22 protein-coding genes are annotated in these 26,015 nt (G+C 26.9%); 19 read left to right on the top strand and 3 right to left on the bottom strand.

All coding sequences use genetic code 11. The annotated features are described in order from the left end of the window. Positions 1–69 precede the first annotated feature (69 nt). The 3 genes from KQI36_RS17815 to KQI36_RS01605 are packed head-to-tail and all read left to right on the top strand — an operon-like array spanning position 70 to position 1,773. Positions 70–195, top strand: coding sequence for a hypothetical protein (locus tag KQI36_RS17815; protein ID WP_268869834.1), 126 nt, complete (start codon positions 70–72; stop codon positions 193–195). After that, a complete protein-coding gene (locus KQI36_RS01610) occupies positions 192–965 on the top strand; it encodes a flagellar hook-basal body complex protein (RefSeq protein WP_216449389.1) in 774 nt (257 codons plus the stop codon). The genes KQI36_RS17815 and KQI36_RS01610 overlap by 4 nt, the downstream gene beginning before the upstream one ends. A gap of 22 nt (positions 966–987) precedes the next feature. Next, positions 988–1,773 (top strand): flagellar hook-basal body complex protein, encoded by a 786-nt coding sequence (locus KQI36_RS01605; RefSeq protein ID WP_216449388.1) that lies wholly within the window; start codon positions 988–990, stop codon positions 1,771–1,773. Positions 1,774–1,838: 65 nt separating this feature from the next. Here the strand turns inward: KQI36_RS01605 and KQI36_RS01600 are convergent, their stop codons facing one another. Beyond that, positions 1,839–3,479 carry a putative manganese-dependent inorganic diphosphatase gene (locus KQI36_RS01600; protein ID WP_010292363.1) on the bottom strand — a complete coding sequence of 547 codons (1,641 nt, stop codon included), beginning with the start codon at positions 3,477–3,479 and terminating at the stop codon, positions 1,839–1,841. 1,106 nt (positions 3,480–4,585) lie between these two features. On the opposite strand from KQI36_RS01600, the gene KQI36_RS01595 reads away from it, so the two are divergent. Then, positions 4,586–7,117 carry a cation-translocating P-type ATPase gene (locus KQI36_RS01595; RefSeq protein ID WP_216449920.1) on the top strand — a complete coding sequence of 844 codons (2,532 nt, stop codon included), beginning with the start codon at positions 4,586–4,588 and terminating at the stop codon, positions 7,115–7,117. Between the two features lie 46 nt (positions 7,118–7,163). Here KQI36_RS01595 and KQI36_RS01590 read toward each other — a convergent pair whose 3' ends face one another. Further along, positions 7,164–7,592, bottom strand: a complete 429-nt coding sequence (locus tag KQI36_RS01590; protein WP_010292356.1) for a hypothetical protein — start codon at positions 7,590–7,592, stop codon at positions 7,164–7,166. 268 nt (positions 7,593–7,860) lie between these two features. On the opposite strand from KQI36_RS01590, the gene KQI36_RS01585 reads away from it, so the two are divergent. Beyond that, the gene (locus KQI36_RS01585; RefSeq protein WP_216449387.1) at positions 7,861–10,155 is read left to right on the top strand and encodes an AAA family ATPase; all 2,295 of its coding nucleotides are present in this window, start codon (positions 7,861–7,863) and stop codon (positions 10,153–10,155) included. Then, positions 10,142–10,318: a hypothetical protein gene (locus tag KQI36_RS01580; protein ID WP_216449386.1), complete on the top strand. Its 177-nt coding sequence runs from the start codon at positions 10,142–10,144 to the stop codon at positions 10,316–10,318. The genes KQI36_RS01585 and KQI36_RS01580 overlap by 14 nt, the downstream gene beginning before the upstream one ends. 66 nt (positions 10,319–10,384) lie before the next feature. Here the strand turns inward: KQI36_RS01580 and ychF are convergent, their stop codons facing one another. Continuing rightward, positions 10,385–11,482 (bottom strand): redox-regulated ATPase YchF, encoded by a 1,098-nt coding sequence (gene ychF / locus KQI36_RS01575; protein ID WP_010292352.1) that lies wholly within the window; start codon positions 11,480–11,482, stop codon positions 10,385–10,387. Positions 11,483–11,878: 396 nt separating this feature from the next. On the opposite strand from ychF, the gene KQI36_RS01570 reads away from it, so the two are divergent. The 13 genes from KQI36_RS01570 to KQI36_RS01510 all read left to right on the top strand — a co-directional run bounded on the left by KQI36_RS01570 (position 11,879) and on the right by KQI36_RS01510 (position 25,988). Next, positions 11,879–12,097, top strand: a complete 219-nt coding sequence (locus KQI36_RS01570; protein WP_010292350.1) for a hypothetical protein — start codon at positions 11,879–11,881, stop codon at positions 12,095–12,097. 700 nt (positions 12,098–12,797) lie between these two features. After that, entirely contained in the window at positions 12,798–13,721 is a 924-nt protein-coding gene (rsmH, locus tag KQI36_RS01565; RefSeq protein WP_216449385.1) for a 16S rRNA (cytosine(1402)-N(4))-methyltransferase RsmH, read from the top strand. A gap of 27 nt (positions 13,722–13,748) precedes the next feature. Then, positions 13,749–14,240 carry a septum formation initiator family protein gene (locus tag KQI36_RS01560; RefSeq protein ID WP_216449384.1) on the top strand — a complete coding sequence of 164 codons (492 nt, stop codon included), beginning with the start codon at positions 13,749–13,751 and terminating at the stop codon, positions 14,238–14,240. A gap of 378 nt (positions 14,241–14,618) precedes the next feature. Further along, positions 14,619–16,808 (top strand): stage V sporulation protein D, encoded by a 2,190-nt coding sequence (locus KQI36_RS01555; protein ID WP_216449383.1) that lies wholly within the window; start codon positions 14,619–14,621, stop codon positions 16,806–16,808. A 395-nt stretch (positions 16,809–17,203) separates the two neighbouring features. After that, positions 17,204–18,649 (top strand): UDP-N-acetylmuramoyl-L-alanyl-D-glutamate--2,6-diaminopimelate ligase, encoded by a 1,446-nt coding sequence (locus KQI36_RS01550; protein ID WP_216449382.1) that lies wholly within the window; start codon positions 17,204–17,206, stop codon positions 18,647–18,649. A gap of 3 nt (positions 18,650–18,652) precedes the next feature. Then, positions 18,653–20,038 (top strand): UDP-N-acetylmuramoyl-tripeptide--D-alanyl-D-alanine ligase, encoded by a 1,386-nt coding sequence (locus KQI36_RS01545; protein ID WP_216449381.1) that lies wholly within the window; start codon positions 18,653–18,655, stop codon positions 20,036–20,038. A 1-nt stretch (position 20,039) separates the two neighbouring features. Beyond that, positions 20,040–20,993: a phospho-N-acetylmuramoyl-pentapeptide-transferase gene (gene mraY / locus KQI36_RS01540; protein ID WP_216449380.1), complete on the top strand. Its 954-nt coding sequence runs from the start codon at positions 20,040–20,042 to the stop codon at positions 20,991–20,993. A 23-nt stretch (positions 20,994–21,016) separates the two neighbouring features. Then, complete coding sequence (gene spoVE / locus KQI36_RS01535) at positions 21,017–22,126, top strand: stage V sporulation protein E (RefSeq protein WP_216449379.1); 1,110 nt, start codon at positions 21,017–21,019, stop codon at positions 22,124–22,126. Positions 22,127–22,350: 224 nt separating this feature from the next. Beyond that, a complete protein-coding gene (locus KQI36_RS01530; protein WP_216449378.1) occupies positions 22,351–23,145 on the top strand; it encodes a cell division protein FtsQ/DivIB in 795 nt (264 codons plus the stop codon). Between the two features lie 15 nt (positions 23,146–23,160). Further along, complete coding sequence (locus tag KQI36_RS01525) at positions 23,161–23,883, top strand: DUF881 domain-containing protein (RefSeq protein ID WP_010292333.1); 723 nt, start codon at positions 23,161–23,163, stop codon at positions 23,881–23,883. Between the two features lie 11 nt (positions 23,884–23,894). After that, complete coding sequence (locus tag KQI36_RS01520; RefSeq protein WP_010292332.1) at positions 23,895–24,236, top strand: small basic family protein; 342 nt, start codon at positions 23,895–23,897, stop codon at positions 24,234–24,236. A gap of 10 nt (positions 24,237–24,246) precedes the next feature. After that, on the top strand, positions 24,247–24,963 hold the full coding sequence (locus KQI36_RS01515; protein WP_010292331.1) for a DUF881 domain-containing protein: 717 nt from the start codon (positions 24,247–24,249) through the stop codon (positions 24,961–24,963). Between the two features lie 359 nt (positions 24,964–25,322). Next, positions 25,323–25,988 carry a YggS family pyridoxal phosphate-dependent enzyme gene (locus KQI36_RS01510; RefSeq protein WP_216449377.1) on the top strand — a complete coding sequence of 222 codons (666 nt, stop codon included), beginning with the start codon at positions 25,323–25,325 and terminating at the stop codon, positions 25,986–25,988. The last annotated feature ends 27 nt before the right edge of the window (positions 25,989–26,015 follow it).

Here is a 26,015-nt window from a genome sequence, read left to right as displayed (position 1 = left end):
TTTAAGTTTTTATCAGACAAAAAAATATTATTAGGGATAGGTATTGGTATATTAATAGGAGCCTTTTGTATGACTATATCACAAGTTACATATTCATTGAGTGATTCTCAAGTAGAAATGAGAGCAAGAAAATTAGGTATGAAGTATCCTGATGAAGTGAAAGTTATGATTAATAAGGATGAGGTGAAAAAATGATAAGAGGTTTATATACGGTAGCATCTGGACTAATAACTAGTGAAGCAAAACAAAATTCAATAATGAATAATATGGCAAATGTTAATACACCTGGATATAAGGCAGAAAAATTAGCAATAAAATCCTTTGATGAAGTTATGATTTCTAATAAAGATAAATTAGTAGCAGGAAAAAATTACAAAAACAATATTGGAACATTAAGTAATGGTGCAGAAATAAATGACAAGGTTACTTACTTTGAACAAGGATTTGTTAAGGAAACAAGTAGCCCAACGGATTTTGCAATAGAAGGTAATGGATTTTTTATGGTACGTCAAAGAGGAAATAATGAAGTAGCATACACTAGAGACGGACATTTTTCAATAGATGGAAATGGATATTTGGTAAATCAAAGTGGAGATGTTGTTTTGGGAAGAAGTTCTGCTACAGGAAATTTAGAACCTATAAATGTAGGAAAAGGCGATTTGAACTGTGACAAGTTAGGTAACATTAGGGTAGATGGAAACCTAAAATATCAGTTTGAAGTTGTTGATTTTCAAAATTACGATAACCTAACTAAGATTGGTCATAATATATATTCTACAACAGAGACAGGAATAAGATCTAATGGATTTATAAGGCAAAAGGGATTGGAGCAGTCAAATGTTAATACAGTTGTAGAAATGTCAGATATGATGTCTACAATGAGAGGGTTTGAAAGTAATATTAAAACGTTGAAGGTTTTAGATGAAACTTTAGGAAAAGCAGTTAATGATATAGCAAGAAGATAGATTTTAGGGTGGTGAATTATAAATGTTTACTTTGTTATCTACAAATAAAAGTGCTATGATGGCACAGCAAAATAAATTAGATATATTATCTAATAATATAAATAATGTTAATACTTCTGGTTATAAAAGATTAGATGTTCAATTTGAGGATTTATATCAAGACTCATTAAATAGAAATGGATATCCAATAACTGATGGAAAAAACAACTTAACATATGGAACAGGTGTAAAATCTGGAAAGGTTGTACGACAATTTCAACAAGGCGCCCTTCAAAATACAGGTACAGCATCACATTTAGCTATAGATGGAAATGGATTGTTTAAAATATATACTGCTGATGGAAAAGAAGCATACACAAGAGCTGGTAGCTTTGCAGTTGATGCGAATGGGAATTTAGCTGATGGGAATGGAAATAGGGTAAGTATAGTTGATGAAAGAGGAAATGAAGTTAATTATCCTGGTGGGCCGATAAAATTAAATGGAAGTGACTTTACTATAGATAAAGATGGTGGAGTTTTAAAGAATATAAATGGAAATTTTGTGAAATTAGGTCAAATAAAAACTTATGGTGTAGTAGGAGATACTTCTTTAATGTCAATAGGAGAAAATTTATATGTTCCTTTAGAAGGTAGTAATATGTATGAAACTACAGATAAAAATATTCTACAGGGATATTTAGAAAATTCTAATGTAAATATTGGTGAAGAGATGAGTGATATGATTTTAACTCAAAGAGCATTTTCTTTAGGCTCTACTGCACTTAAAACTGCAGATGAGATGTGGGGAATGATTAATAGTGTGAGATAAATAAGTTTTATAGTAAAATAAGGAAAGTGCCTCAAAATGATAGATCATTTTAAGAGGCACTTTTTTTAGTTCATTTTATCTATAGCTTCATTTAATGGTGGAATAACTTGTTTCTTTCTAGAAACAACTCCATCTAGATAAACTGCATTATTTTCAAGTGTAGTATTAAATGCACTAATAAATAGATCTTTATTTCCACATACTAAGAATAAAGAGCCACCATTAAAGATATCTGTAATCATTAATGTTATCATTTCAAGATTATTTTCAGAAGCAACAGTTTCCATTAACTCAAGAAGATCATTTTTTATATCTTTAAAGCCTTCAATATAAGTTGTAGTAACTTGGCCTACTCCTATTTTAGTTTCACCTATAGTAAATGTTTTATAGTCTTGGTTTAAAAGATCTTTTGCTGATTTTCCTTCAAGAGAAGTAGCTGCTTTGAACATTTCGTTAGCAAACTCTTCAATATTTATATCAGCAATTTGAGCAAGTCTTTTTAATACTATTTCATCTACTAATGTAGAAGTTGGTGATTTAAGTAATAATGTATCAGAAATGATAGCACCACATAATATTCCAGCAATTTGTCTGCTTGGTCTTATTCCATTTTCAAAATAAATAGAAGCTACTATTGTAGAAGTGCTTCCAACAGGTTCGTTTCTAAAATATATAGGAAGTCCTGTTTGAATGTCTGCAATTCTATGGTGATCTATTATTTCAACAACTTCAGCATCATCTATGCCATCCACAGATTGAGATTTCTCATTGTGGTCCATTAAAATTACTTTTTTCTTTCTTTGATTAATTAAATGATAACGAGAAATAGTTCCTATAACTTTACCATTACTGTCTGTAACAGGATAACATCTATATCTTGTTTCAAGCATAATATCTTTAATTTCATCAATAAAATCATTAACTTCAAAACTTATTAAATTATTTTTTGTCATAACATAACTTACAGGTATACTTTGAGTTATAAGTCTTGATGTAGTAAATGTGTCATACGGAGTAACGATTATTGTACAGTTAGCTTCTTTAGCTTTTTCTATTATTCCAGGTAATGGTTCTCTATTCCCTGTTATAATCATCAAATCAACTTTTTTACTAACAACAAAGTTCTGTATATCTTCTCTGTCACCACATATAACTATATCATTTTCTTCTATTATAGTTTTTTCATCATTTGGAGACATGTTAGCAACGGCAATTTTACCTTTAAGTTGTAAATTTTCATCGCTAAGGTATTCAACTCTTGCAGATAATGTATCTAATATGTTATCAAGCTTTGTGTTGCTTTTAGCAAGTATGTAATTGTCCCAAATATCTAAATAACTAGAAGTTAAGTTAGACACAGATGTTATACCTATTAATCTTTCATTTTCATCAACTACAGGCAGTGTATTACAATTAATTTTTTTCATTATTGACCACGCCATTTTTAAGGAAATATCAGGAGAAATAGGTGCTACTGTATCTATTTCTAAATCAGCTATTTCAGTTTTTACGGTCGTAATAAGTTTTGGTTGTTCTACTTTAAAATAGTCAAGAATAAATTTTGTTTCATTATTTATTTCGCCTAATCTTATTGCAGTTGCAGGAGTTTTTTGAGTTTTATTTTTAAACTCTGCATAGGCAAGAGCAGAACAAATTGAGTCAGAATCAGGGTTTTTATGTCCTGTAATATAAATACTATTTTTCAATATTATTACCTCCTTAAAAATATTTTATAAATTTAACAGTACATATGTAATTGTAAAGGGATAATTTATTAATGTAAAGTATAAATTTTTATGAATATTTTTTTTAATACATTTCATATAATCAAAAGGACATACATATATTTAGCAATAGAAGAATGATAAGTACTTTTAAGTTTTAATTTCAAAGTATGTTTTTATCACCGTATAACAAATTAGTATAGGATATATACAAAATAATATTCATTTAAATTATATATTATAGATTCAATTATAAAAAGTATTTAAAGTAGAAAACTTGTTTTTTTACATTCATTCTTAATATAGGATTCCAAAATTATAGTTGAATTTATACAACGCAAATTTTGGATACAAAAAATAAAATGAATGCAAGCCTTAAATAAATTAATTATATAAAAATATTTAGAATAAAATTCTATTTAAATTCATAGAAAATTTAAATAGGCTTGTTTCATTATATAGGATTCCAAAGGAACACTTGAATTTATACGTTAAAGATTTTAGGTATTGATATAGGGTTTCAAGTTTACTTTTAAAATTACTTGTTACAAAACTTGGATACCTAAAATAGTGAGATATGCTCCGAATCACTTAAAACTCAACACTACATTTTGTATGAAAATATTTTAAATATATTGAATAAATTTAAATTGGAGCTTGTGTATCTTTTACTGCACTATAATATTCTAAAAATAACATTTAAATATCTGTGTTTAAAGTTTTGGAAATCTAAAAAAGTGAGTACAAGCTTTTAAATAGCTTAAGTATATTAAGAATATCAAAATAAAGCTTTATTTTGAGTTTCTTGATAGGGTTCCAAGTTTGCTTTTAAAATTACTTGTTACAAAACTTGGATACCTAAAATAGTGAGATACGCTCCTAATCACTTAGAATTTAACACTACATTTTACATTAAAATATTTTAAAGTTAGTGAATAAATTTAAATTGGAGGTTGTTTCCCTATAGTAATTTAGCATTTAAGCTTGTGTCATTATATAGGATAGAATTTTAATTTTAATCCTATATCATTCATAACCATAGTTATGCAAAAGAATATAAAGGGGGGATAAAATTGTATGATAAGGAAATGAGAGGACTTACAAATGATGAAGTAGAAAAAAAGATTAAACAATTTGGCTTAAATGTTCTTCAAAGTAAAGAAAAAATATCAGCAATAAAAATATTTTTAAGTCAGTTTAATGATTTTATAATATGGGTATTAATTGGAGCTACTGTAATTTCAGGTGTAATGGGGGACTTGGCAGATGCAATAACAATACTTATAATAGTTTTTATGAATGCAATACTTGGATTTGTTCAAGAATTTAAAACTGAAAAATCCTTAGAAGCTTTGAAAGAAATGGCAGCACCAACAGCAAAAGTAATAAGAAATGGCAAAGTTGAGATAGTTAATTCTATGTATTTAGTGCCAGGAGATTTTTTAATATTAGAAAGCGGAGATAAGGTACAAGCTGATGCAATTCTTTTAGAGGATAATTCTTTTATGGTAGATGAATCTTTACTTACAGGAGAATCTGTTGGAGTTTATAAGAATTCAAAGGAAAATAAGTCTAATGCAGTTTATATGGGAACTACAGTATTAACAGGAAAAGGTATAGCAAAAGTATTACTTACAGGAATGAACACAGAAATGGGAAAAATAGCTCACATGTTAAATAGTATAGACACTGAAAAGTCTGTATTAAGAGAAAAATTAGATGCTCTTGGTAAAATTTTAGTTGTAATGTGTCTAGTAATCTGCACTATAGTAACTGTATTAGGAATTGTAAGAGGTCAAGATCCATATACTATGTTTTTATCAGGAGTAACTTTAGCAGTTGCAGCAATACCAGAAGGATTAGCTGCAATAGTTACAGTTGCGCTAGCGTTGGGTGTTTCAAGGATGCTTGATAGACAAGCTTTAGTAAGAAAACTTCCAGCAGTAGAAACATTAGGATGTACTTCAATTATATGTACAGATAAAACTGGAACCCTTACAGAAAATAAAATGGTTGTAAAAAAGTTTTATTTTGATGGGAATATATATGATGAAAGTAAGAATCAAAATGAAATACTAAAAAAAATATTTGTATATTGTAATAACTGTGATTATAATTTTCAAGGTTTAAACATAGATAAATGTCTTTTTGGAGATCCAACAGAAACTGCATTAATAAAAGCATTTTTCAAATCTCCAAAAGAATTGCAAAAGTTTATTTCAAAAGTTAGAAGAGAATTTGAAATTCCATTTAATTCTACGAAGAAAATGATGTCTGTAGTTGTAAATGAAGATGGTAAGGAGACATGTTATGTAAAAGGTGCACCAGAAATGTTACTTAATAAATGCACACATATATTAATAAATGGCAATGTACAACCTTTTACTTATACTTATAAAAAAGCAGTTGAAAAGGCTATAGATGACATGTCTTATGATGCTCTAAGGTGTATTGCAGGTGCTTATAAAACTGAGAATATAATAAAAAAAGAAAATGATTTAGAATGTAATCTAATTTTTGCAGGTATAGCAGGTATAATAGACCCTCCAAGAAAAGAAGCAAAAGATTCTGTAATTGAATGTAAAATGGCAGGTATAAAACCTATAATGATAACAGGAGATCATAAAAATACAGCTTATGCTATAGGAAAACAATTAGAAATTTGCAATTCCTTAGAGCAAGTTATAACTGGAGAAGAATTAGATAGATTTTCTGACAAACAATTAAAAGATAATATAGATAGTTATAGAGTTTTTGCAAGGGTTAACCCTAAACATAAATTAAGGATAGTTAAAACTTTTAAATCAAAAGGAAAAATTGTAGCTATGAGTGGTGATGGTGTAAATGATGCTCCAGCAGTAAAAGAAGCAGATATAGGGGTTGCTATGGGTATATCTGGAACAGATGTAACAAAGGAAGCTGCATCTATGATTTTATTAGATGATAATTATTCTACAATAGTAGCTGCTGTAGAAGAGGGAAGAAAGATATATGATAATATAAGAAAATTTATAAGATATCTTTTATCTTGTAATTTAGGTGAAGTACTTACTATGTTTTTAGCTTCATTATTTTATCTAGAGACTCCATTGCTTCCAATACAAATCCTTTTTGTAAATCTAGTAACAGATGGACTACCAGCTATAGCCCTAGGAGTAGATCCAGGAGATAAAGATATTATGATGCAAAAACCAAGAGAAAAAAATGAAAGTATATTTGCAAGAGGATTAAAAGAAAAAATTATATTAAGAGGTAGTTTAATAGGTATTTGTACAGTTATGGCATTTATTGCTGGAAAATACTATGGAATGAGTTTAGAAACATGTAGAACTTTAGCATTAGGAACATTAATAATGTCTCAACTTATACATGTTTTTGAATGTAGGTCTGAAAGGTACTCTTTATTTGAGATAAATCCTTTTACTAATATGTATTTAATAGGTGCTGTAGGATTATCTTTATTATCTTTAATTTGCATTGTTTATATGCCAATATTCCAAAAGATATTTAAGACAGTATCATTAGATTTAGGACAATGGTTAATAATTCTTTTCTTCTCAGGGACAATAGCTTTTATAAATAGTTTATATATATATTTGAGCCATAAAAATAAAAAATAAATAAAATAAAAATTTAAATAAATAAAAGGAGATTAAAAATCTCCTTTTATTTATATCGTCTATCAGCTTTAACACGCTGTACTTTTTTAGGTATTTCACCATTAGATGGTACTAGTTCACTTTTGTTAGTCATGTTTACAATATTAATTATAGAAATAAATTCATCCTGCTTTTTCTTTCTTTTTTTCTTTTTATCCGGTTTTAACCCTTGAATAATTACAGAATGGCCTTGAGATATGTTCATAAAGGCAGGCTTTTTAAACCATCTTCTCTTTTTATAATAACAAGTATTAACTCCACTTGAAGCCATTGCTTTAACAACTAAAGTTGCAGTAATTGTATTTATAATACCTAAAAAGCTTTTCTGTTCTACTTTAATAGATAAAATTCTTCCTTGTAATTGAGTTAGTCTATCCCCATATCTATTTAAGTACGCGCTAGTATAACTTTGAGATAACTTATCTTTAAATCCCATATAAATAACTCCTTTTCAGTAATAATATATAGCTTTATCTAATAATTTAAATAATAATTACGAATAAATTTATTATATATTAAGTCGTACTAATTAACAAGTTTAAATTGTAAACGAAAATTATGCAATAGAATAGTGTTAAATATATATTTTATTATGTGTATTTTTATGAAATTTATAGATTTTATTTTAAAATTGATAAATTTGTTCCAAAAACATCGTTGTTAGAATATTAATATAATAAGTGATTACTAACGGGAGGGGAGCCATGAAAAAGAAATTAACTCCAAAAGAGGTTATGTTCAAATTTGAGGTAAATAAGGTTCCATTTAAAAATAACATGTCTATGATTCCACAATATGAAAAAGCATATAAGAAAATAAAAGCAGCAATTGAAATAGAAAAAGAAGGGTATAATGTTTACTTAGTGGATGAGTACTCTAAAGATAAAATGGATAATATAATAAATTATGTAAAAGAGATATTTAAAAATTACGATGCGCCAGATGATATATGTTATGTAGTTGAAGATGACATAAAAAAACCTGTACCTATGTTTGTCAAAAATGGGAATGGAAATTTATTTAAAAAAACTTTGGAAAAATTTCAGGATGTAATAGCAAATAAAACTTTTGAATTTTATACAAATTCTATAAGCAAGGAGAAAGAAAACCTTGTAGAGAAAATACAGAAAAAAAGAAGTGAAATGATTTCTGCACTGGTAACAGTATCTAAAGAAAATGGATTTGATATAAAATCTAGTGAAGGAGGGTTCACATTTATACCTCTAAATGAAGAGAAAGAAATGACTGAGGATGAATACGAAAACCTAGATGAGGAAACCAAAGAGGATATGTTATCTAGAGTAAATAATTTAAAAATAAAAACTAAAGAGATAATAGAAGAACTTAGAGATATGGAAATAAAAGAACTTGAAAAGATAAAAGAAATAATGAGGGAATATCTTACAAATATAATAAAAAAAGAAGAAAAAAAATATTCTAAGTTATTAGAATCAGATGTCAAAGTTAAAGAGTATTTAAAATTTGTATCAAATAAAATATTAAATGAGTTACTTGAAAATTATACTGTGAATTATGAAGATGATGAAGAAAAAATTAATGAAATAATTTTTAAATATATTGTAAATGTAGTAGTAGATAATTCTCATAACAAAAAACCGCCAGTAATATTTGAAGAAGATCCAAGTCTAAATAATTTAATAGGAAGTATAGAATATGAAAATCACAATGGTATATATATATCAGACCCTTCCTTAATAAAAGCAGGCAGCATAATAAAGGCAAATGGTGGATGTTTGATAATAAGACTGAATAATCTTCTTAATAACCCACAATCATATTATTATCTAAAAAAAGTTTTATTAAATGAGAAAGTAGATTTAGACTATAATAAGGGATATTTAGAATTATTAGCATTAAGTGGACTAAAACCAGATCCAATAAGAATATCACCAAAGGTTATTTTAGTGGGAGATTATGAATTTTATGATGTTCTTTATAGAAATGATGAGGATTTTAAAAAAATATTTAAAATAAGAGCAGAATATAATCCAATTATAAAAATAAATAAAAATTCTAAAAAAGCACTTATAGGACAAATAAAAATGTTTTGTAAAAATAATAATACTAGAGAATTAACTGAAGAAGCTATAAAAGAAGTAGCTAAGTATTTATGTAGAAAAGCTGAAAGTAAAAATAAGTTATATTTTGAAAATGATGAGGTTGGTAGTCTTATATTGTTAGCTAATAATTATGCAAAAGAAAATAATAAAGACATAATAGATAAGGATGATATTTTATCTGTTGCTTATGAGGATGAATTGATAGAACTAGAATTTCTTGAAGGATATAAAGAAAAAAGAAGTCTAATACAAGTTAATGGTAGTAAAATTGGACAAATAAATGGATTATCAGTAGTCGGGACTGGTTATGTAAGTTTCGGTCGACCATTAAAGATAACTTGTAGTTGTTATAAGGGGGATGGAAATATTATAGATTCCCAAAGAGATGCAAATTTAAGTGGTCACATACACAATAAAGCTATAAGTATATTAAAAGGATATATGAGTGCATTAAATGGGGGATATAAAAAATTACCAGTAGATTTTCATCTAAGTTTTGAACAAGTTTATGGAGTAGTAAATGGAGACAGTGCATCAGTAGCAGAAGTTATTTGTATGTTATCAGCATTAACTAAAATTCCTATAAAACAAAATATAGCTGTTACTGGTTCTATAAATCAGTTTGGTGATGTTCAACCAATTGGTGGAGTGAATGAAAAAATCGAAGGTTTTTTTAAAGTATGTAAAACAGTAGATGTGATAGAAAATAAATGTGTATTAATACCAAAATCTAATAAAGATGATTTAGTACTTTGTGAAGAAGTAGAAGAGGCAATTAAAGAAGGAACATTTTCTATATATACTATGGAAAATATCGAAGATGCAATTAAAGTGCTAATGGACAAAAGAAATTTGAGTTTAGATAAAATAAAAAAAATAATAGATAAGGAGCTCTTAAATTACAATGAAAAAAAATAAGAACCCTGATATTACAGTAAGGTTAAATAATTTTAAAATAAAAACTTATTTAGGGAGAAAACCTAAAATAATAGTTAAAGATTTACAAAGGAACAAGAAATATAATTTTAATTTATGGAAAATAAAAAATTTAAATATAGCAAGAAAATTATTAAGCAAATAGAAATAAAAACACAACAAAAATTAATTTTTGTTGTGTTTTTTATTAGTTGTATGCGTTTAAATTATGTTAAACATTAAATCTAAAGTTAACAACGTCTCCATCTTGCATTACATATTCTTTTCCTTCAAGTCTAAAATGACCATTTTCTTTAGCTGAGGCTTCAGAACCACACTCAACTAATTTATCATAAGAAACTACCTCAGCTCGTATAAAACCTCTTTCAATATCGCTATGGATTTTACCGGCAGCAGCAGGTGCTTTAGTTCCGTTTTTAATAGTCCAAGCTCTAACTTCTTGAACACCTGCAGTTAAATAGCTAATAAGTCCTAATAATTTATAACTAGCTCCTATTAATTTATCAAGACCTGATTCTTCAAGACCATATTCTTCAAGCATTGAAAGCTTTTCTTCTTCATCAAGAGTTGAAAGTTCCTCTTCTAATCTTGCACAAATAACCATAGCTTCAGAATTTTCATTGCTAGCATACTCTTTAACTCTTTTTACTAAGTCATTTTCAAGATTTCCGTTCATTAAATCATCTTCACTTATATTGCAAGCGTATAAAACTGGTTTTGAAGTTATTAAGAATAATCCTTTTACAAATGCATCTTCGTCTTCTGTAACCTCAAGAGTTCTTACAGGTTTATTGGCTTCTAAGTGTTTTTTTATTCTTTCCATTAATTCATATTCAGCTTTTGCTGTTTTATCCCCAGATCTAACTAGTTTTAGAGATTTTTCCATTCTTCTATCTAAAACCTCTAAGTCAGAAAAAATTAATTCTAAGCTTATAGTTTCAATATCTCTAATTGGATCAACAGATCCATCAACATGTACTATGTTTTCATCTTCAAAGCATCTTACAACATGTACTATAGATGCTACCTCTCTTATATGAGATAAAAACTTATTTCCAAGTCCTTCACCTTTACTAGCACCTCTAACAAGACCAGCTATATCATAAAATTCTATTGCAGTATGAACTTTTCTTTTTGTATTATACATTTTCTCAAGGACATCTAGTCTTTTATCTGGTACACTAACAACTCCTACGTTTGGTTCAATAGTACAAAATGGGTAGTTAGCAGATTCTGCTCCAGCTTTAGTTATAGCATTGAAAAGAGTACTCTTTCCTACATTAGGTAATCCTACTATTCCTAGTTTCATATGTAAATTCGTTCCTTTCCATAAAAAAATATTCAAATTATAAAAATTTATATTTGCTCTTATCATATAGTTTTAAAATTATTTTTTTCTTGAATTCATAACAAAAATTTCATGAATAAATTTAAATTAGAGCTTGTTTTCCTATAATAATATTAAAGATTTAATCTATATTACTATATTAATGTCTAAATATAAACTATAAAACTCTTTTAAAATTATACTCTAGAACAAATTTAATTTCAAGAAAACTTGTAATTTCCATAAGTCTTTTAATGCTGAGCTTATTATAATAAGAAAAAAACAAAATAAAAAGGAGTTTATACATAATAATTAGAAATAAATATAGGATACAAAAGTATAAATTAAAATAATATTAGAGGTAAGGGGAGTACGTTAATGAGAAAAATTAAACATTTAGTTTTAGGTGAAATTATTACGTTGTCATTTTTTATTGTGACAGCTAAATTATTTTGGATGGGAAGTTTTCCTGTACATGAAGAATTTGTAATTTTATGCTTAGTGATTATAGGGGGGATAATAATTATGTGTACATATATTATTTTTGACAAGCTAGAGGAAATAAAATGTGATATTAATAAATTGAAAGATAAATAATTATAGGGAAATAACCTTACATTTAGATTTATTAAATAATTCAAATGTAAGGTTATGAAAAATGTGGAATTGAACTCTAAGTATTTAAAATTACAATCTAAATAATAAATAAAATTTTAATACATATAATAGATAAAAAAATGTAAAATTAAAAAGATATTTATAGAAAAATAAGTACTTAATAAAAAGAATACTATATTTCGACAAAAAATATACGAAATATATATATATATAAAGGAAAAAACAAGAAAAAAACTAGAATATTTTAAAGGTATTTTAATATAGTGATAGAATATTTTATGATATAAATATTTAATAAAGTTTAAATTTTAAATACATATGTAGTATTATATTATATAGAGATATTTTAAAAACAAGTATCTAACTACTATATAGTACAAAGTTTTAAAATTTCAAATTAATTTATAATCCTATGTATTTAATGAAATAAAACAATTTAAAATTTATTTATATAAAAATTTGTTTTTATTGATGAATATAGAATTATTATATAAACTTCAAATAATTTTATAATTATTTAAGCAAATATTTTAAAGGATAAATTCATATTAAAACTAAAAATAGATAAGTAAATAATTAATTTTAAAAATTTTTTAATTATAAATCTTTTATAGTTTTTATTGTATTATTATATTATTATATAAGATAATAAAGAACTAACATTTAAGGAGATATAGCAATGGATTTTAAACATGTATCAGTGTTACTAGATGAATGTATAGAAGCACTTAATATTAAAGAAGATGGAATATATGTAGACTGTACTTTAGGCGGTGGAGGTCATTCAAGTGAAATATTAAAAAAATTATCTGAAAAAGGTAGACTAATAGGTATTGACCAAGACAAAGATGCTTTAAAGGCAGCAAGTGAAAGATTAAAGGAATATAAAAATACAACATTTGTTCATAATAATTTTTACAATATAAAAGAAATTTTAGAGAAACTTAACATAGAAAAAGTAGATGGTATACTTATGGACTTAGGCGTATCTTCATACCAGTTAGATAATGCTGATAGAGGTTTTAGTTATATGAAAGATGCACCTTTAGATATGAGAATGGACAGAGAAAATTCATTATCTGCATACAATGTAGTTAATGATTATAGTGAAGATGAACTTGCAGATGTAATAAAAAGTTTTGGAGAAGAAAGATTTGCAAAGAGAATTTCAAATTTTATTGTAAATAGAAGACCTATTGAAACAACATTACAACTTGCTGATATTGTAATGGCTGCAATTCCAGGTAAATTTAAAAAAGATGGGGGACATCCAGCTAAGAGAACTTTTCAGGCAATAAGAATTGAAGTTAATAAAGAACTTATGATACTTAATAAAGCGATAGAAGATTCCGTGGAGGCTTTAAATAGTGATGGTAGAATTGCTATAATAACTTTCCATTCTTTAGAGGATAGAATAGTTAAAAACAAATTTAAAGAATTAAATGATCCATGTAATTGCCCTAAAGAGTTACCATTTTGTGTATGCAATAAAAAACCAATAGTAGATTTAGTAAGTAGAAAACCAATTGAGCCATCAAAAGAAGAACAAGAAAACAACTCTAGAAGTAGAAGTTCTAAATTAAGAGTAGCTAGAAAAATTTAGTTCTAAAATTAGTGTGGGGGGAGTAAAATGGTAGTAGAAAAGGACAAAACAATTGTAAATGGAAGCAATGCATTAAAAACAACTGTTGCCGTAGAACGTAAAAAAGTTGAGAAACAAAAAAGAACTGGGGTAAAAGTAGACAAGCAAAAGATTATAAGAAAAAGACTTGGATTTATAAGAAATGTAGCATGCTCATTTGTAGTAGGAGTGTTTATTTTGTCCAGATATTCAACAATATATAATACACAAATACAAATAAACGATAAAAAAGACGAGATTTCTAAATTAAAAGCTGATAACGAATCAATAAAGGTACAACTTATTAAATTTAATAATTTGGCTTATATAGAAGATGTTGCTGTAAATAAATTAGATATGAAAAAACCAGAAGCATCTAAAGCATTATATATGGATTTGGAATCTAAAGAAGTCTCACCTAAAAATGATAATGCTAATAAAGATTTATCCGATTCTTCTACAAAAAAAATTTTTGAAAAACTTAAGAAATTATTATTTTAAGACTTTTTACTATAAAGTTACTTGTTATATTTAGGTGAAAAGAATGTAGATTATATAATAAAAACTTTTAACATGATTTTAAATTGTTAATTTATGAGAGGAAAAATTTCTATATTCAGTTGTAACTTTGATTAATAAGCTAAAAATAAAATTGGTATAGAAAATTTAATGTAATAAATGTTTATTACATTAAATTTTTATATTAGGTGTATTAATGTTTAAAGGTTATATAAGGCTATATTTTAGCTTTTTAATGTAAGATATTTACAAATATTCAATAATATATAAATAAAATACACTTAATATCCAAGAGTACTTTTGGTGAAAAGTTTTAAATTAAAAATGTTTTAGCAAAAGTAATGTTTTGGGGGAATGTGTGTGGCTAAATCAGAGTTAAGAGATAAAATAAAAATAAAGAAAAGAGTAATAGGGTTAATTAGTTTAGCATTTGTAATATTTATTACTTTGATTATTAGGCTTAGTTACATAATGATTGTAAAAGGCGATGACTATAAAGATAGGGCAATAGTTCAATGGACAAGTGATGTAAGAGTAAGTGCTAAGCGTGGAAGAATATTAGACAGAGATGAAAATGAGCTTGCGGTAAGTGCCAATGTATATAGAGTGGATTTAGACCTTAATGCTCTTAGAGATTCTTTGGAAAGTAAAAAATTAACTATGGAGGATATTGCACCAGATGTAGCTGAAATATTAGATATGGAACCTAAAAAAGCTTTAAAAATAATGACTAAAAGGTTGCCTAATGGGAAATTAATGGGAAGCGCCATATTAAAAAGGAGAGTTGAAAAAGAAGCTGTAGATAAAATTAATGCATATCAACAAAAAAAAGATATAATAGGTTTTGTCATAACCCCAGATACCAAACGTTATTATCCTAATAATAATTTTGCATCTCATGTACTAGGGCATACAAATTCAGATGGTGATGGATTAACTGGTGTAGAGTTATATTACAACAAGTATTTGTCAGGGGTTCCTGGAATTAAAATTGATGAGCTAGATACTAAAGATGAGAGTATTTCAAATAGTATATCTAATTATACTAAACCTGTTGATGGAAAAGATGTAGTGTTAACTTTAGATGAAAATATGCAATTTTTTGCAGATAAGGCTGCTTCTCAAGCTTTAGAAGATAATAGTGCAAAAGCAGTATCAGTTGTAATTATGGATCCTAACAATGGGGAAATATTAGCGATGGCTAATAAGCCAGATTATAACCCTAATTCTCCTTGGCAAGAAGGTCTTAGTAATGATGAAACTCAAAAAATTTGGAGAAATAGATGTATAAGTGATACATTTGAGCCAGGATCTATTTTTAAAGTTGTTACAGCTACAGCAGCTATAGAAACTGGCAATGTTAAAGAAAATGATAGCTTTGTATGTAGCGGTGGCATGACTGTTGGAGGAAGGAACATACATTGTTGGAAGAGAATAGGACATGGAACTTTAACTTTTCAAGAAATAATAAAGAATTCATGTAACGTTGGTTTTATGACTTTAGCAGAGAGGATGGGAAAGGAAAATCTTTCTCAATATATTGAAAAGTTTGGTTTTGGTAAAAAAACTGGTGTAGACTTACCAGGAGAAGCTTCTGGTATAATAAAACCTGTGGATAAAATTACAACAGTAGATCTTGCTACTATATCATTTGGTCAAAGTAATACTTTATCTATAATGCAATATATGCAAGCATTTAATTCTATAGCAAATGGAGGAAAACTTATTACTCCACATGTTATGAAAGAAATAATTCATTATGAACCAAGTGGCGAAAAGGTTATTGATAGCACTTATGAACCTAAAATTATAGTAGGAAATTTTAAAGAAGAAACTATGAAACAGATGAGGGATAATTTAGAAGCAACAATTTCATCTGGTGGAGGTTCTAAATGCTATATAGAAGGATATAAAATAGGTGGAAAGACAGGTACAGCTCAAAAGGTTGTTAATGGTGTATATGGACAAGGAAAGTATGTATCTTCTTTTGCTGGTATGTTTCCAGCAGATAACCCTAAGGTTACAGTTTTTGTATCAATAGATGAACCGGATCCATCAATGTATTATGCAGGACAAATAGCAGCACCAGTAGGAAAAATGATATTTACAGATATAGCTAATTATTTAGGGGTTAAGCCTGAATATAGCAAAGACTCAGATAAAGGTAAATTAAAGGATGTAAGTATACCTGAAATTAGAGGTGTGAAAAAACAAGATGGCGTCAAAATTCTTAAAGATTTAGGGTTAAAATATAGAGTTGAAGGTGAAGGTGAATTTATAGTTGATATAAATCCTAAACCAGGTATTTCTGTAAAAGAAGAAACAGAATTATTAGTATATGTAGGAAATGAAGAAGAAAATGATGAAAAAGTTCTAGTTCCAGATATTACTGGTTTAACACCTGAAAAAGCTGAAAGTATATTAAAAGAAATAGGACTAGAAGTTGAATTTCAAGGTGAGGGGCTTGTAATAGAACAAAGCATAGCTAAGAATCAAATAGTTTCTAAAGGAACAGTAATAACAGCACATTTATCAATACTTGATGATTAATATGGTGATTTTATAAGGCATGTACAATTTTATGTAATTTATATTAAGTATAGGTTAATTAGATTAGGATAAAGTAATGGAATTTTATTGATAACATTTAAAATATGGTGTATAACTATATATATTGATAAATTTATATGGTAGCATGCATAAGGTATGCTACCTATTCCCTTGTTATAGATAAACAATTAAAAATGTAATAGTTTTGTATAAGTAAAATATAGGTTAAAAACTTTATATTTAAGGTTGATTTACATAATAGTTATGAATGAATTGTTTTAGAAAAAATTAAGTTTATAAAATAAAAATAGTAATAGATTAAAGTTTAAAGTGTATATCTATAGTTAGGGTAATTAAAATAAAAAGATAAGAAGTTTATATAAAGGAGTGGAAATATGAGGCTATCTAAACTTTTAAATAATATAGAGTATAAAATAGTAAAGGGAAATAGTGATATTAATGTAAAGGCTATTCAATATGACTCTAGAAAAATAAAAAATGGAGATGCTTTTTTTTGTATAGAAGGCTTTGTTGTTGATGGACATAATTATATAAAAGCTGCTATAGAAAAGGGAGCAAAAGTTATCGTAGTACAAAGAAATATAGAAATTAGTGAAGATGTTACTGTTGTTTTAGTTGAAAATAGCAGAAAAACTCTTGCAATAGCAGCTGGAAATTACTATGATAATCCAAGTGAAAAACTAAATATTATAGGTATTACAGGAACTAATGGTAAAACTACATCAACTTTCATGATTAAATCTATATTAGAAAAGTGTGGTCATAAAGTAGGGTTAATAGGCACAATTGCAAATTACATAGGAAATGAAAAATTGAAAAGTGAAAGAACAACACCAGAATGTTTAGAACTACAAGAATTGTTTAAGAATATGGTAGATAATGGGGTTACTCATTGTGTTATGGAAGTATCTTCTCACTCATTAGATCTTTATAGAGTATATGGAGTTAAATTTAAAGAAAGTATTTTTACAAACTTAACACAAGACCATTTAGATTTTCATAAAACTTTTGAAAATTACTTTAATGCAAAATTAAAATTGTTTTTAGCAAGTGAAATATCAATAATTAATATAGATGATAGTTATGGAAAACAAATCAAAGATATAGCAAATAATAAAATTATAACTTATTCTATTGATGAAGAATCAGATTTGAAGGCATATGATTTAAATCTTCATTCAAGAGGTATAGAGTTTAAAATAAATTATAATAACAAAGTTGAAATTATTAATCTTAGTATACCAGGAAAATATAATGTTTATAATGCACTAGGTTGTATAGTTGCAGCTTTAAATGAAGGTGCAACTATAGAAAACATAAAAGAAGGACTAAGGTCTATAATGGTGCCTGGTAGATGTGAAATAGTAACATTAAACCATGATTTAGGTTATGATGTTATAATAGATTATGCACATACTCCTGACGGCTTAGAAAAAATTCTAAAATCTGTTAAAGAGTTTACTACAGGAAGGCTTATATCTGTATTTGGATGTGGTGGAGATAGAGATAGCGTAAAACGACCAATAATGGGAAAAATAGGCGCAACATTAAGTGATATAGCAATAATAACTTCAGATAATCCAAGAACAGAAGATCCTTTTAAAATAATTGAGGATATAAAAAGTGGTATAAAAAGTGATAACTATATTGTTATAGAAAATAGAAGAGATGCTATAAAAGAAGCTATGAAAATGGCAAAGAAAAATGATATTATAGTTATAGCAGGAAAAGGTCATGAGGATTATCAAGTACTAAAGAATAAAACAATTCATTTTGACGAAAGAGAAGTAATAGAAGACATCATAAAGGAGTTGTATTAGGTCATGGAATATTTATCAATTAATGAAATTGTTAATGCACTTAATGGTAAATTAATTTTAAATGGAAATATAGAAAATTTTAAGTCTGTATCGATAGATAGTAGAAAAGTAGAAAAGGGAAATATATTTTTTGCTTTAAAGGGAGAAAATTTTGATGGACATAATTATTTAAAGCAGTGTTCTGAAAATGGAGCTGGATTATTAATTGTTCATAATGAAAATTTTAAAAAAGCAGACATAAAAGAATATACATCAGTGATTTTAGTAGAGGATACAAGAAAAGCATTAAGAGATTTAGCAGAATACTATAGAAAAAAAATAAATATAAAAGTTGTTGGAATAACTGGATCTACAGGTAAAACTTCTACAAAAGATTTAGTAGCAGCAGCTTTATCAGAAAAATATAAGGTTTTTAAAACTAAAGGAAATTTTAACAATGAAGTAGGACTGCCTCTTATGGTATTTGACATCGATAATTCTTATGATATAGCTGTTTTAGAGCTTGGCATGAGCAACTTAGATGAAATTCATAGATTAACAAAAATAGCAAGGCCAGATGTTGCAGTTATAACAAATGTAGGAATTTCTCATATTGAAAATTTAAAAACTAGAGAAAATATCTTAAAGGCAAAGATGGAGATAGTAGATTTTTTTGAAAAAGATAATATTCTAATTGTAAATGGCGATAATGATTTATTATCAACAGTAACTTCTAATAAATTTATTACTGAAAAAATTGGTATAGAAAGTGATTATAATTTTAAAGCTTGTAACATAATTATAGGTGAAGAAAATATAAAATTTAATGTGTTAGAAAATAATTCTTTAATTGATGAGAAATTTAAAATTAATGTATTAGGAAAACACAATGTGTTAAATTCATTGCTTGCAATTGCTGTAGCAAGAAAGTTTAATGTAAAATACAGTGATATAAATAAAGGGTTTGAAAATTTAGAAGCTACATCTATGAGACTAGATATTGAAAAATGCAATAAATTTACAATAGTTAACGATGCTTATAATGCTAGTCCAGATTCAATGGAAGCTGCAATAGATGTACTTAAAAATTTAAATGGAAAAAGAAAAATAGCAATTTTGGGATCTATGAAAGAGTTAGGTGATGAATCATATAAAGCACATATGGATGTTGCTAAATATGCAAAAGATAATAATGTAGATATGTTATTAGTGATAAGTGAGTATTCAAATGCTTTTGAAGAAGGATTTGGGAATAATATAAAAATATTTACTTCTAAGGAAGAGGCTATAAACTTTTTGAAAAATAATATTCAAGCTGAAGATGTGTTACTTGTAAAAGCATCTAGATCAATGAAATTTGAGATTATTGTAGATGCAATGAAAGAGTTTGATGCTAAGGAGGTGATATAAAATGAGTAAAGTTATATATTCAGTTCTAATAGCTTTAATAGTTACTTTACTTTTATCACCAGTTATGATTCCTTTACTTACTAAATTTAAATTTGGTCAAAGTATTAGAGAAGAAGGTCCCAAAAGTCACTTAAAGAAGGCTGGTACACCTACAATGGGTGGTATAATATTTATTTTAGCTACAGTTATAACTATGGTTATAATATTAAGAGATGTTAAACCAGAGGCAATGATTGCCCTTATTTCATTAGTTGGATTTGGTATTATAGGTATTATTGATGATTCTTTAAAGATAATACACAAGCATAATGAAGGATTAAAATCTTATCAAAAGATGATATTATTAGTTGCATTAGCTATTTTCTTAGGATATTATTCATCACAAAGAATGGGTACAGACATAATAATTCCATTTATAAATAGAACTATAGATTTAGGAGCTTTATTTATTCCATTTATAGTATTTTACTTTGCAGCAACAACAAATGCCGTTAACTTAACTGACGGGCTAGATGGACTTGCAAGTTCTGTTTCATTATTAGTAATGACATTTTTTGCATTAGTTAGCTTTGGTATGGGATATTATAATTTAGCGATTTTTTGCGGAGTTTTAGCAGGCGCTCTATTAGGATTTTTAAGATACAACTCTTATCCAGCACAAATTTTTATGGGAGATACTGGTTCTCTAGCATTAGGTGGTGCAATAGCTGCAGTAGCAATGGTGCTAAAATTAGAAATATTAATTTTGATAGTTGGCGGAATTTATGTTTTAGAAGTTTTATCCGTTATAATACAGGTAATATCCTTTAAGCTAACAGGAAAAAGAGTATTTAAGATGAGTCCAATACATCATCATTTTGAATTATCAGGATGGCATGAAAGTAAAATAGTTGCTGTATTTTCTATAATTACAGTAGTTCTTTGTTTAATAGGTTTCTTATCAATTACACCTTAAAATAGTATTGGGGGAAATAAAATATGAAGAAAACCAAAAAAAAACTAGGGGAAATTGATTTTATACTTTTTGCTATAATTTTGACTTTAGTATGTTTTGGCGTGCTTATGGTTTATAGTGCTAGCTCTTATTCTGCAGCATTTAAAAATAATAATGCAGAATTTTATCTTTGGAAGCAATTGATGTGGGCTTCTTTAGGAGTTATAAGTATGATAGTCACTATGAATGTAGATTATCATAAATACAAAAGATATACAGGTAAGCTAATGATAATAACAATAGTATTGTTATTACTAGTATTTGTTTTTCCACCAGTTAATGGTGCTAGAAGATGGATAAGTCTTGGACCATTAGGTTTTCAACCATCTGAAATAGCAAAATATGTTGTTGTACTGTTTATAGCAATGTTTATAGATAGAAAAGGTGAAAAAATAAAAAGTTTTAAAGAAGGTATATTCCCTTGTTTAGCTGTAGCAGGTGTTTATGCAGGTTTGATATTAGCAGAAAAGAACCTAAGTATTACAGCTATAACAATGATGGTAGCACTTGTTATGCTACTAATATCAGGTGTTGAAATAAAAAAATTTGCAAAGATATTTTTGCCGATTGTTGCACTTGGAGTAGTGGCTATAATATTTGAGCCTTACAGATTAAGAAGAGTAACTGGATTTATGGATCCATGGAAAGATGCTCAAGGAGATGGATATCAACTTATACAATCTTTACTTGCGCTAGGGTCCGGTGGACTTACAGGAGTTGGTATAGGACAGTCAAGACAAAAATGCTTCTATATACCAGAACCTCATACAGATTTTATATTTGCCATTGTAGGAGAAGAATTAGGTTTTATAGGATGTACATTTGTAGTAATCCTTTTTATATTATTTTTATGGAGAGGTTTAATTGCAATTTTAAAATCTAAAGATATCTATGGCACAATGCTAGCAACAGGAATAGTTGCTATAATAACATTACAAGCTATTATAAATATAGCAGTTGTTACAGTTTCAATGCCTACAACAGGGGTTCCTCTCCCATTTATAAGTTATGGAGGTTCGTCCTTGGTTATAAATATGACTGCAATGGGTATATTGTTAAATATTACAAGGCAAAATAATTATAAGAGTTTATAAAATAATATGATTTAAAAATAAAATTGACATGGTTTATGTCAATTTTATTTGCTTTTATGGAACAATTTAATAATACTATTAAATTGATTTTTATAATGAATTTAATTTAAAATAGTGTTATCATATAAGTGGTGTTCTATGAATATTTAAAAAAATGTATAAATGGTATATAATTAACTATAAATCAATAAAATGTAAATTTATGAAAAATAGGTGAAGAAGATATGCTGACTGTAAAAAATAAAAAAAAATCTATTTTAGAAAATAAGGAAGAGCTGTTAAAGAAAAAGAAGAAGATTAAAAGAATTAAAAGAACCACAACTTTTTTAATAATTCTTATTAGTATCCTTATAACTTTATGTTTAAAGTTACCTTATTTTAATATAGCTTCAATAGAGGTTGAAGGTAATCAAAATTTAAAAACTGAATATATAATAGAAGCCTCTAAAATTACCGTTGGTAGAAACATATTTTTAACCCAAAAAAGTGAAGCAATATCAAATATAAAAAATAATCCATACGCCACAAATGTTAAAATAAAAACTAAATTTCCTAATAAAATAAATATTGTAGTTACTGAAAGACAAGCAAGTTTTTATATTAAATCAAAAGATGAGTTTTTTATTATTGATAAAGATGGTATAGTTTTAGAAAAAGTAAAAAAAATAGAGAATAACAATCTAATTTATATAAATGATTTGGAGTTTAAAAATTTAGAATTAGGTGGTAAAATAGAACTTAAAAATCCAGAACGAATATCAACAATAAATAATTTATGTAATACAATTTATGAATATAATAAAAATGAGAAGAGAAAAATAAATACTGTAGGATTAAATAATTTTGTGGATATAAAATTATATTGTGATGGTGATTTATATATAAATATTGGAACAGAAGAAAATCTAAATGAAAAACTTACTAAAGCTATCAATATATTAAAAAATGAACAGTTACAGGGAATAAAAGGATATGTAGATGTAAGTTTTGATGGTAATCCGGTTATATATAGAAATTAATAGGAGGGCTTAAAATTGAAGAAGGTAACTAACCAACTTATAGTAGGTAGCATATTTTTAGTTTTAGGTTTTTTAGTAACAGTACAAATAAAAACTTTAAACAAACAGATTGCTGGAAAAGATGATGCGACTAATAATAGTGAAATATTAGTAGAAAATGAGCATTTAAAGAAAGAAAAAGAAGATCTTCAAAAAAAGATAGATGAATTAACCTTGAAATCTAAAGAATTTGAAAGTGCAGCAGCTGGTAGAACAGAAGAGAGTACTTTATTACTAGATGAGTTACAACAAAGTAGATTACAAAGTGGAAATGTAGATGTTAAGGGACCAGGTATAACAGTATATATAACGCCTAAAAGTAATTTATTTAACAACAGCATAGAAGTTACTCCAATTAGCGATTTGGATTTGTTATCAATTGTGAATGAGTTAAATGCTGCAGATGCAGAAGCTATTTCTATAAATGATATAAGACTTACAAGTAGAAGTGGAATAAGAAGTGCAGGTAGTAATACTATTGTTATAAATAATGAAAGAATCTCACCTACAGCAAGGGTAGTGATAAAAGCAATAGGTAATAAAAAACTTTTAGAAGGTGCCATTAATTTTCCAGGTAATATACCATCAAAACTTCAAAAGACTTGTGATGTGACTTATGAAATGAAAGATGATATTGTGGTTAAAAAAACCAATGAAACTCAACAGTTTCAATATGTAAAACAAGTTGACAATGAATAAGGGGTGATTAAATGATAATATTTATAGGATTGGTTTTAGGAATAATACTTGGTGTTGTTTTTAATATAAATATTCCAGTGAAATTCTCACCTTACATATCAGTGGCTATATTTGCTTGTATAGATTCGGTTTTTGGAGCAATAAGAGCTATGGTTAATAAAAATTTTAGAGCTGATGTGTTTATATCAGGATTCTTTGGAAATGCATTGCTAGCGGCAGCAATGGTATATTTAGGCGAAAAACTAGGTATACCAGTGTATTTAGCTGCAATAATAGTATTTGCAGGAAGAATATTTAACAACTTTGCTATAGTAAGAAGGTTGCTTTTAGACAAAACTAAGTTCCATAATTGAGGTGATGTAAGTGCGAAATAATGAAGCAACTCTATTTGTATTTATAGCATCAATAATTGTTGGCGTTTTAATTTCCATGAATATAGAAATAGGGGATAATACTAGATATCTTGATATGGATCAATATGAAGAAGCGTACAATGAAAAAGCTAATTTGCAAAGAGATATTATATCATTGCAAGACCAACTAGATTCTTTAGAAAAAAAGATGAAAAAATACGAAGAAAGTTCTTATTACACATCTGAGGTAATGCATGAAATAGATAAAGAACTTAAGGATAATAAGCTAATATTAGGAACATCAAAGGTAAAGGGAGAAGGAATAAAAATAACATTAAATGATGCTCCACAAGTTGCTTTTGGTCAAAAGTATACATCTGATATGTTGATTCATGATAAAGATATCATTAAAGTTATAAATGAATTAAGAAATGCAGGTGCAGAAGCTATCGCTGTTAATGACTATAGGGTCATATCTAACAGTTATGGATTTTGTGCAGGTTCTAATATAAATGTAGGGGGAATAAAAGTAGTAGCTCCATTTTATATAACTGCAATAGGGAATAAGGATGTTATGGAAAACTATTTGACAACTCAAGAAAATCACGTTAAAGCATTAAAAAGAAGAGAATGTTATGTTAATATAGAGACTTTGTCATCTTTAGAAATTCCAGCTTATAGTGGTATTATAAAAAATAATTATTTAACTGAAAATATGGAAAAATAGTATCAAATATTTATGCATTTTGAAGGAGTTTTTGTTTAAAACGAAGAATATAATAAATATATTGATAAATATTGAGAGTTTTTAACAAATTTATATTTTTACGTAAAATATTTAAGGTAATAATTTAATTATTTATATTTATAAAATTAATGAATTTAAGTTAGAATTGTTGAATGGTAAAACGAATAGCATTATAATAAAAAAATAGATAAATTTTCTAAAAAACTAATATTAATTAAGAAAAATAAAAATAATAGCTTAAACTTTATAAATTTTATTCGAAATATAATATATAATTAAATTTAATTTATAAATTGGCTTAAAATAGAATAATATGCTTGTTTAAGGAGGATATTATAATGACAATAAAGGAAAATTATAAAAATGTAGTTAGCGAATTACCTAAGGACACTGTCCTTGTAGCTGTTTCTAAAACAAAACCTGTAGAAGATATAAAAGAAATGTATGATGCTGGCTGCAGAGAATTTGGAGAAAATAAAGTTCAAGAACTTATTAAAAAATATGAAGAACTTCCAAAGGATATTAATTGGCATTTAATAGGCCATTTACAAAGAAATAAAGTAAAATATTTAATTAACAAGGTAAAACTTATACATTCATTAGATAGTATAAGATTATTACAGGAATTAGAAAAACAATTTTCAAAATCAAGTGTTATAGCAAATACGTTAATTCAAATCAACATAGGTAGGGAAGAAAGTAAAACCGGTATAATGTTAGAACAGTTAGAAGAACTTTTACAAGAAGTTGAAAAATGTGACTTTGTAAAGGTAAGAGGGATTATGGCAACTATACCTAAAGGTGATGAAAAAACATGTAGGAAATATTTTTCGGATATGAAAAATATTTTTGATAGTTTAAAAGAAAAAAAATTCAAAAATGTATCTATGGAATATTTATCTATTGGAATGAGTGGAGACTATAAATATGCTATTGAAGAAGGTAGTAATATGGTTAGAATAGGCTCAGCTTTATTTGGAAAAAGAGATTACGATTTAAATTAAATTTATTTAAAGTGGGAGGAGACATAT

Origin of the sequence: Clostridium senegalense (assembly GCF_018916625.1) — a bacterium.
Classification (GTDB): Bacteria; Bacillota; Clostridia; order Clostridiales; family Clostridiaceae; genus Clostridium_J; species Clostridium_J senegalense.
This window is presented reverse-complemented; position numbering and strand designations above follow the sequence as displayed.

Bases quoted from the DNA above. Each gene is read 5' to 3' on its own strand.
- KQI36_RS17815 (WP_268869834.1), top strand. From the start codon at position 70: ATGACTATATCACAAGTTACATATTCATTGAGTGATTCTCAAGTAGAA.
- KQI36_RS01610 (WP_216449389.1), top strand. From the start codon at position 192: ATGATAAGAGGTTTATATACGGTAGCATCTGGACTAATAACTAGTGAA.
- KQI36_RS01605 (WP_216449388.1), top strand. From the start codon at position 988: ATGTTTACTTTGTTATCTACAAATAAAAGTGCTATGATGGCACAGCAA.
- KQI36_RS01595 (WP_216449920.1), top strand. From the start codon at position 4,586: ATGAGAGGACTTACAAATGATGAAGTAGAAAAAAAGATTAAACAATTT.
- KQI36_RS01590 (WP_010292356.1), bottom strand. From the start codon at position 7,592: ATGGGATTTAAAGATAAGTTATCTCAAAGTTATACTAGCGCGTACTTA.
- KQI36_RS01585 (WP_216449387.1), top strand. From the start codon at position 7,861: ATGAAAAAGAAATTAACTCCAAAAGAGGTTATGTTCAAATTTGAGGTA.
- KQI36_RS01580 (WP_216449386.1), top strand. From the start codon at position 10,142: ATGAAAAAAAATAAGAACCCTGATATTACAGTAAGGTTAAATAATTTT.
- ychF (WP_010292352.1), bottom strand. From the start codon at position 11,482: ATGAAACTAGGAATAGTAGGATTACCTAATGTAGGAAAGAGTACTCTT.
- KQI36_RS01570 (WP_010292350.1), top strand. From the start codon at position 11,879: ATGAGAAAAATTAAACATTTAGTTTTAGGTGAAATTATTACGTTGTCA.
- rsmH (WP_216449385.1), top strand. From the start codon at position 12,798: ATGGATTTTAAACATGTATCAGTGTTACTAGATGAATGTATAGAAGCA.
- KQI36_RS01560 (WP_216449384.1), top strand. From the start codon at position 13,749: ATGGTAGTAGAAAAGGACAAAACAATTGTAAATGGAAGCAATGCATTA.
- KQI36_RS01550 (WP_216449382.1), top strand. From the start codon at position 17,204: ATGAGGCTATCTAAACTTTTAAATAATATAGAGTATAAAATAGTAAAG.
- KQI36_RS01545 (WP_216449381.1), top strand. From the start codon at position 18,653: ATGGAATATTTATCAATTAATGAAATTGTTAATGCACTTAATGGTAAA.
- mraY (WP_216449380.1), top strand. From the start codon at position 20,040: ATGAGTAAAGTTATATATTCAGTTCTAATAGCTTTAATAGTTACTTTA.
- spoVE (WP_216449379.1), top strand. From the start codon at position 21,017: ATGAAGAAAACCAAAAAAAAACTAGGGGAAATTGATTTTATACTTTTT.
- KQI36_RS01530 (WP_216449378.1), top strand. From the start codon at position 22,351: ATGCTGACTGTAAAAAATAAAAAAAAATCTATTTTAGAAAATAAGGAA.
- KQI36_RS01520 (WP_010292332.1), top strand. From the start codon at position 23,895: ATGATAATATTTATAGGATTGGTTTTAGGAATAATACTTGGTGTTGTT.
- KQI36_RS01510 (WP_216449377.1), top strand. From the start codon at position 25,323: ATGACAATAAAGGAAAATTATAAAAATGTAGTTAGCGAATTACCTAAG.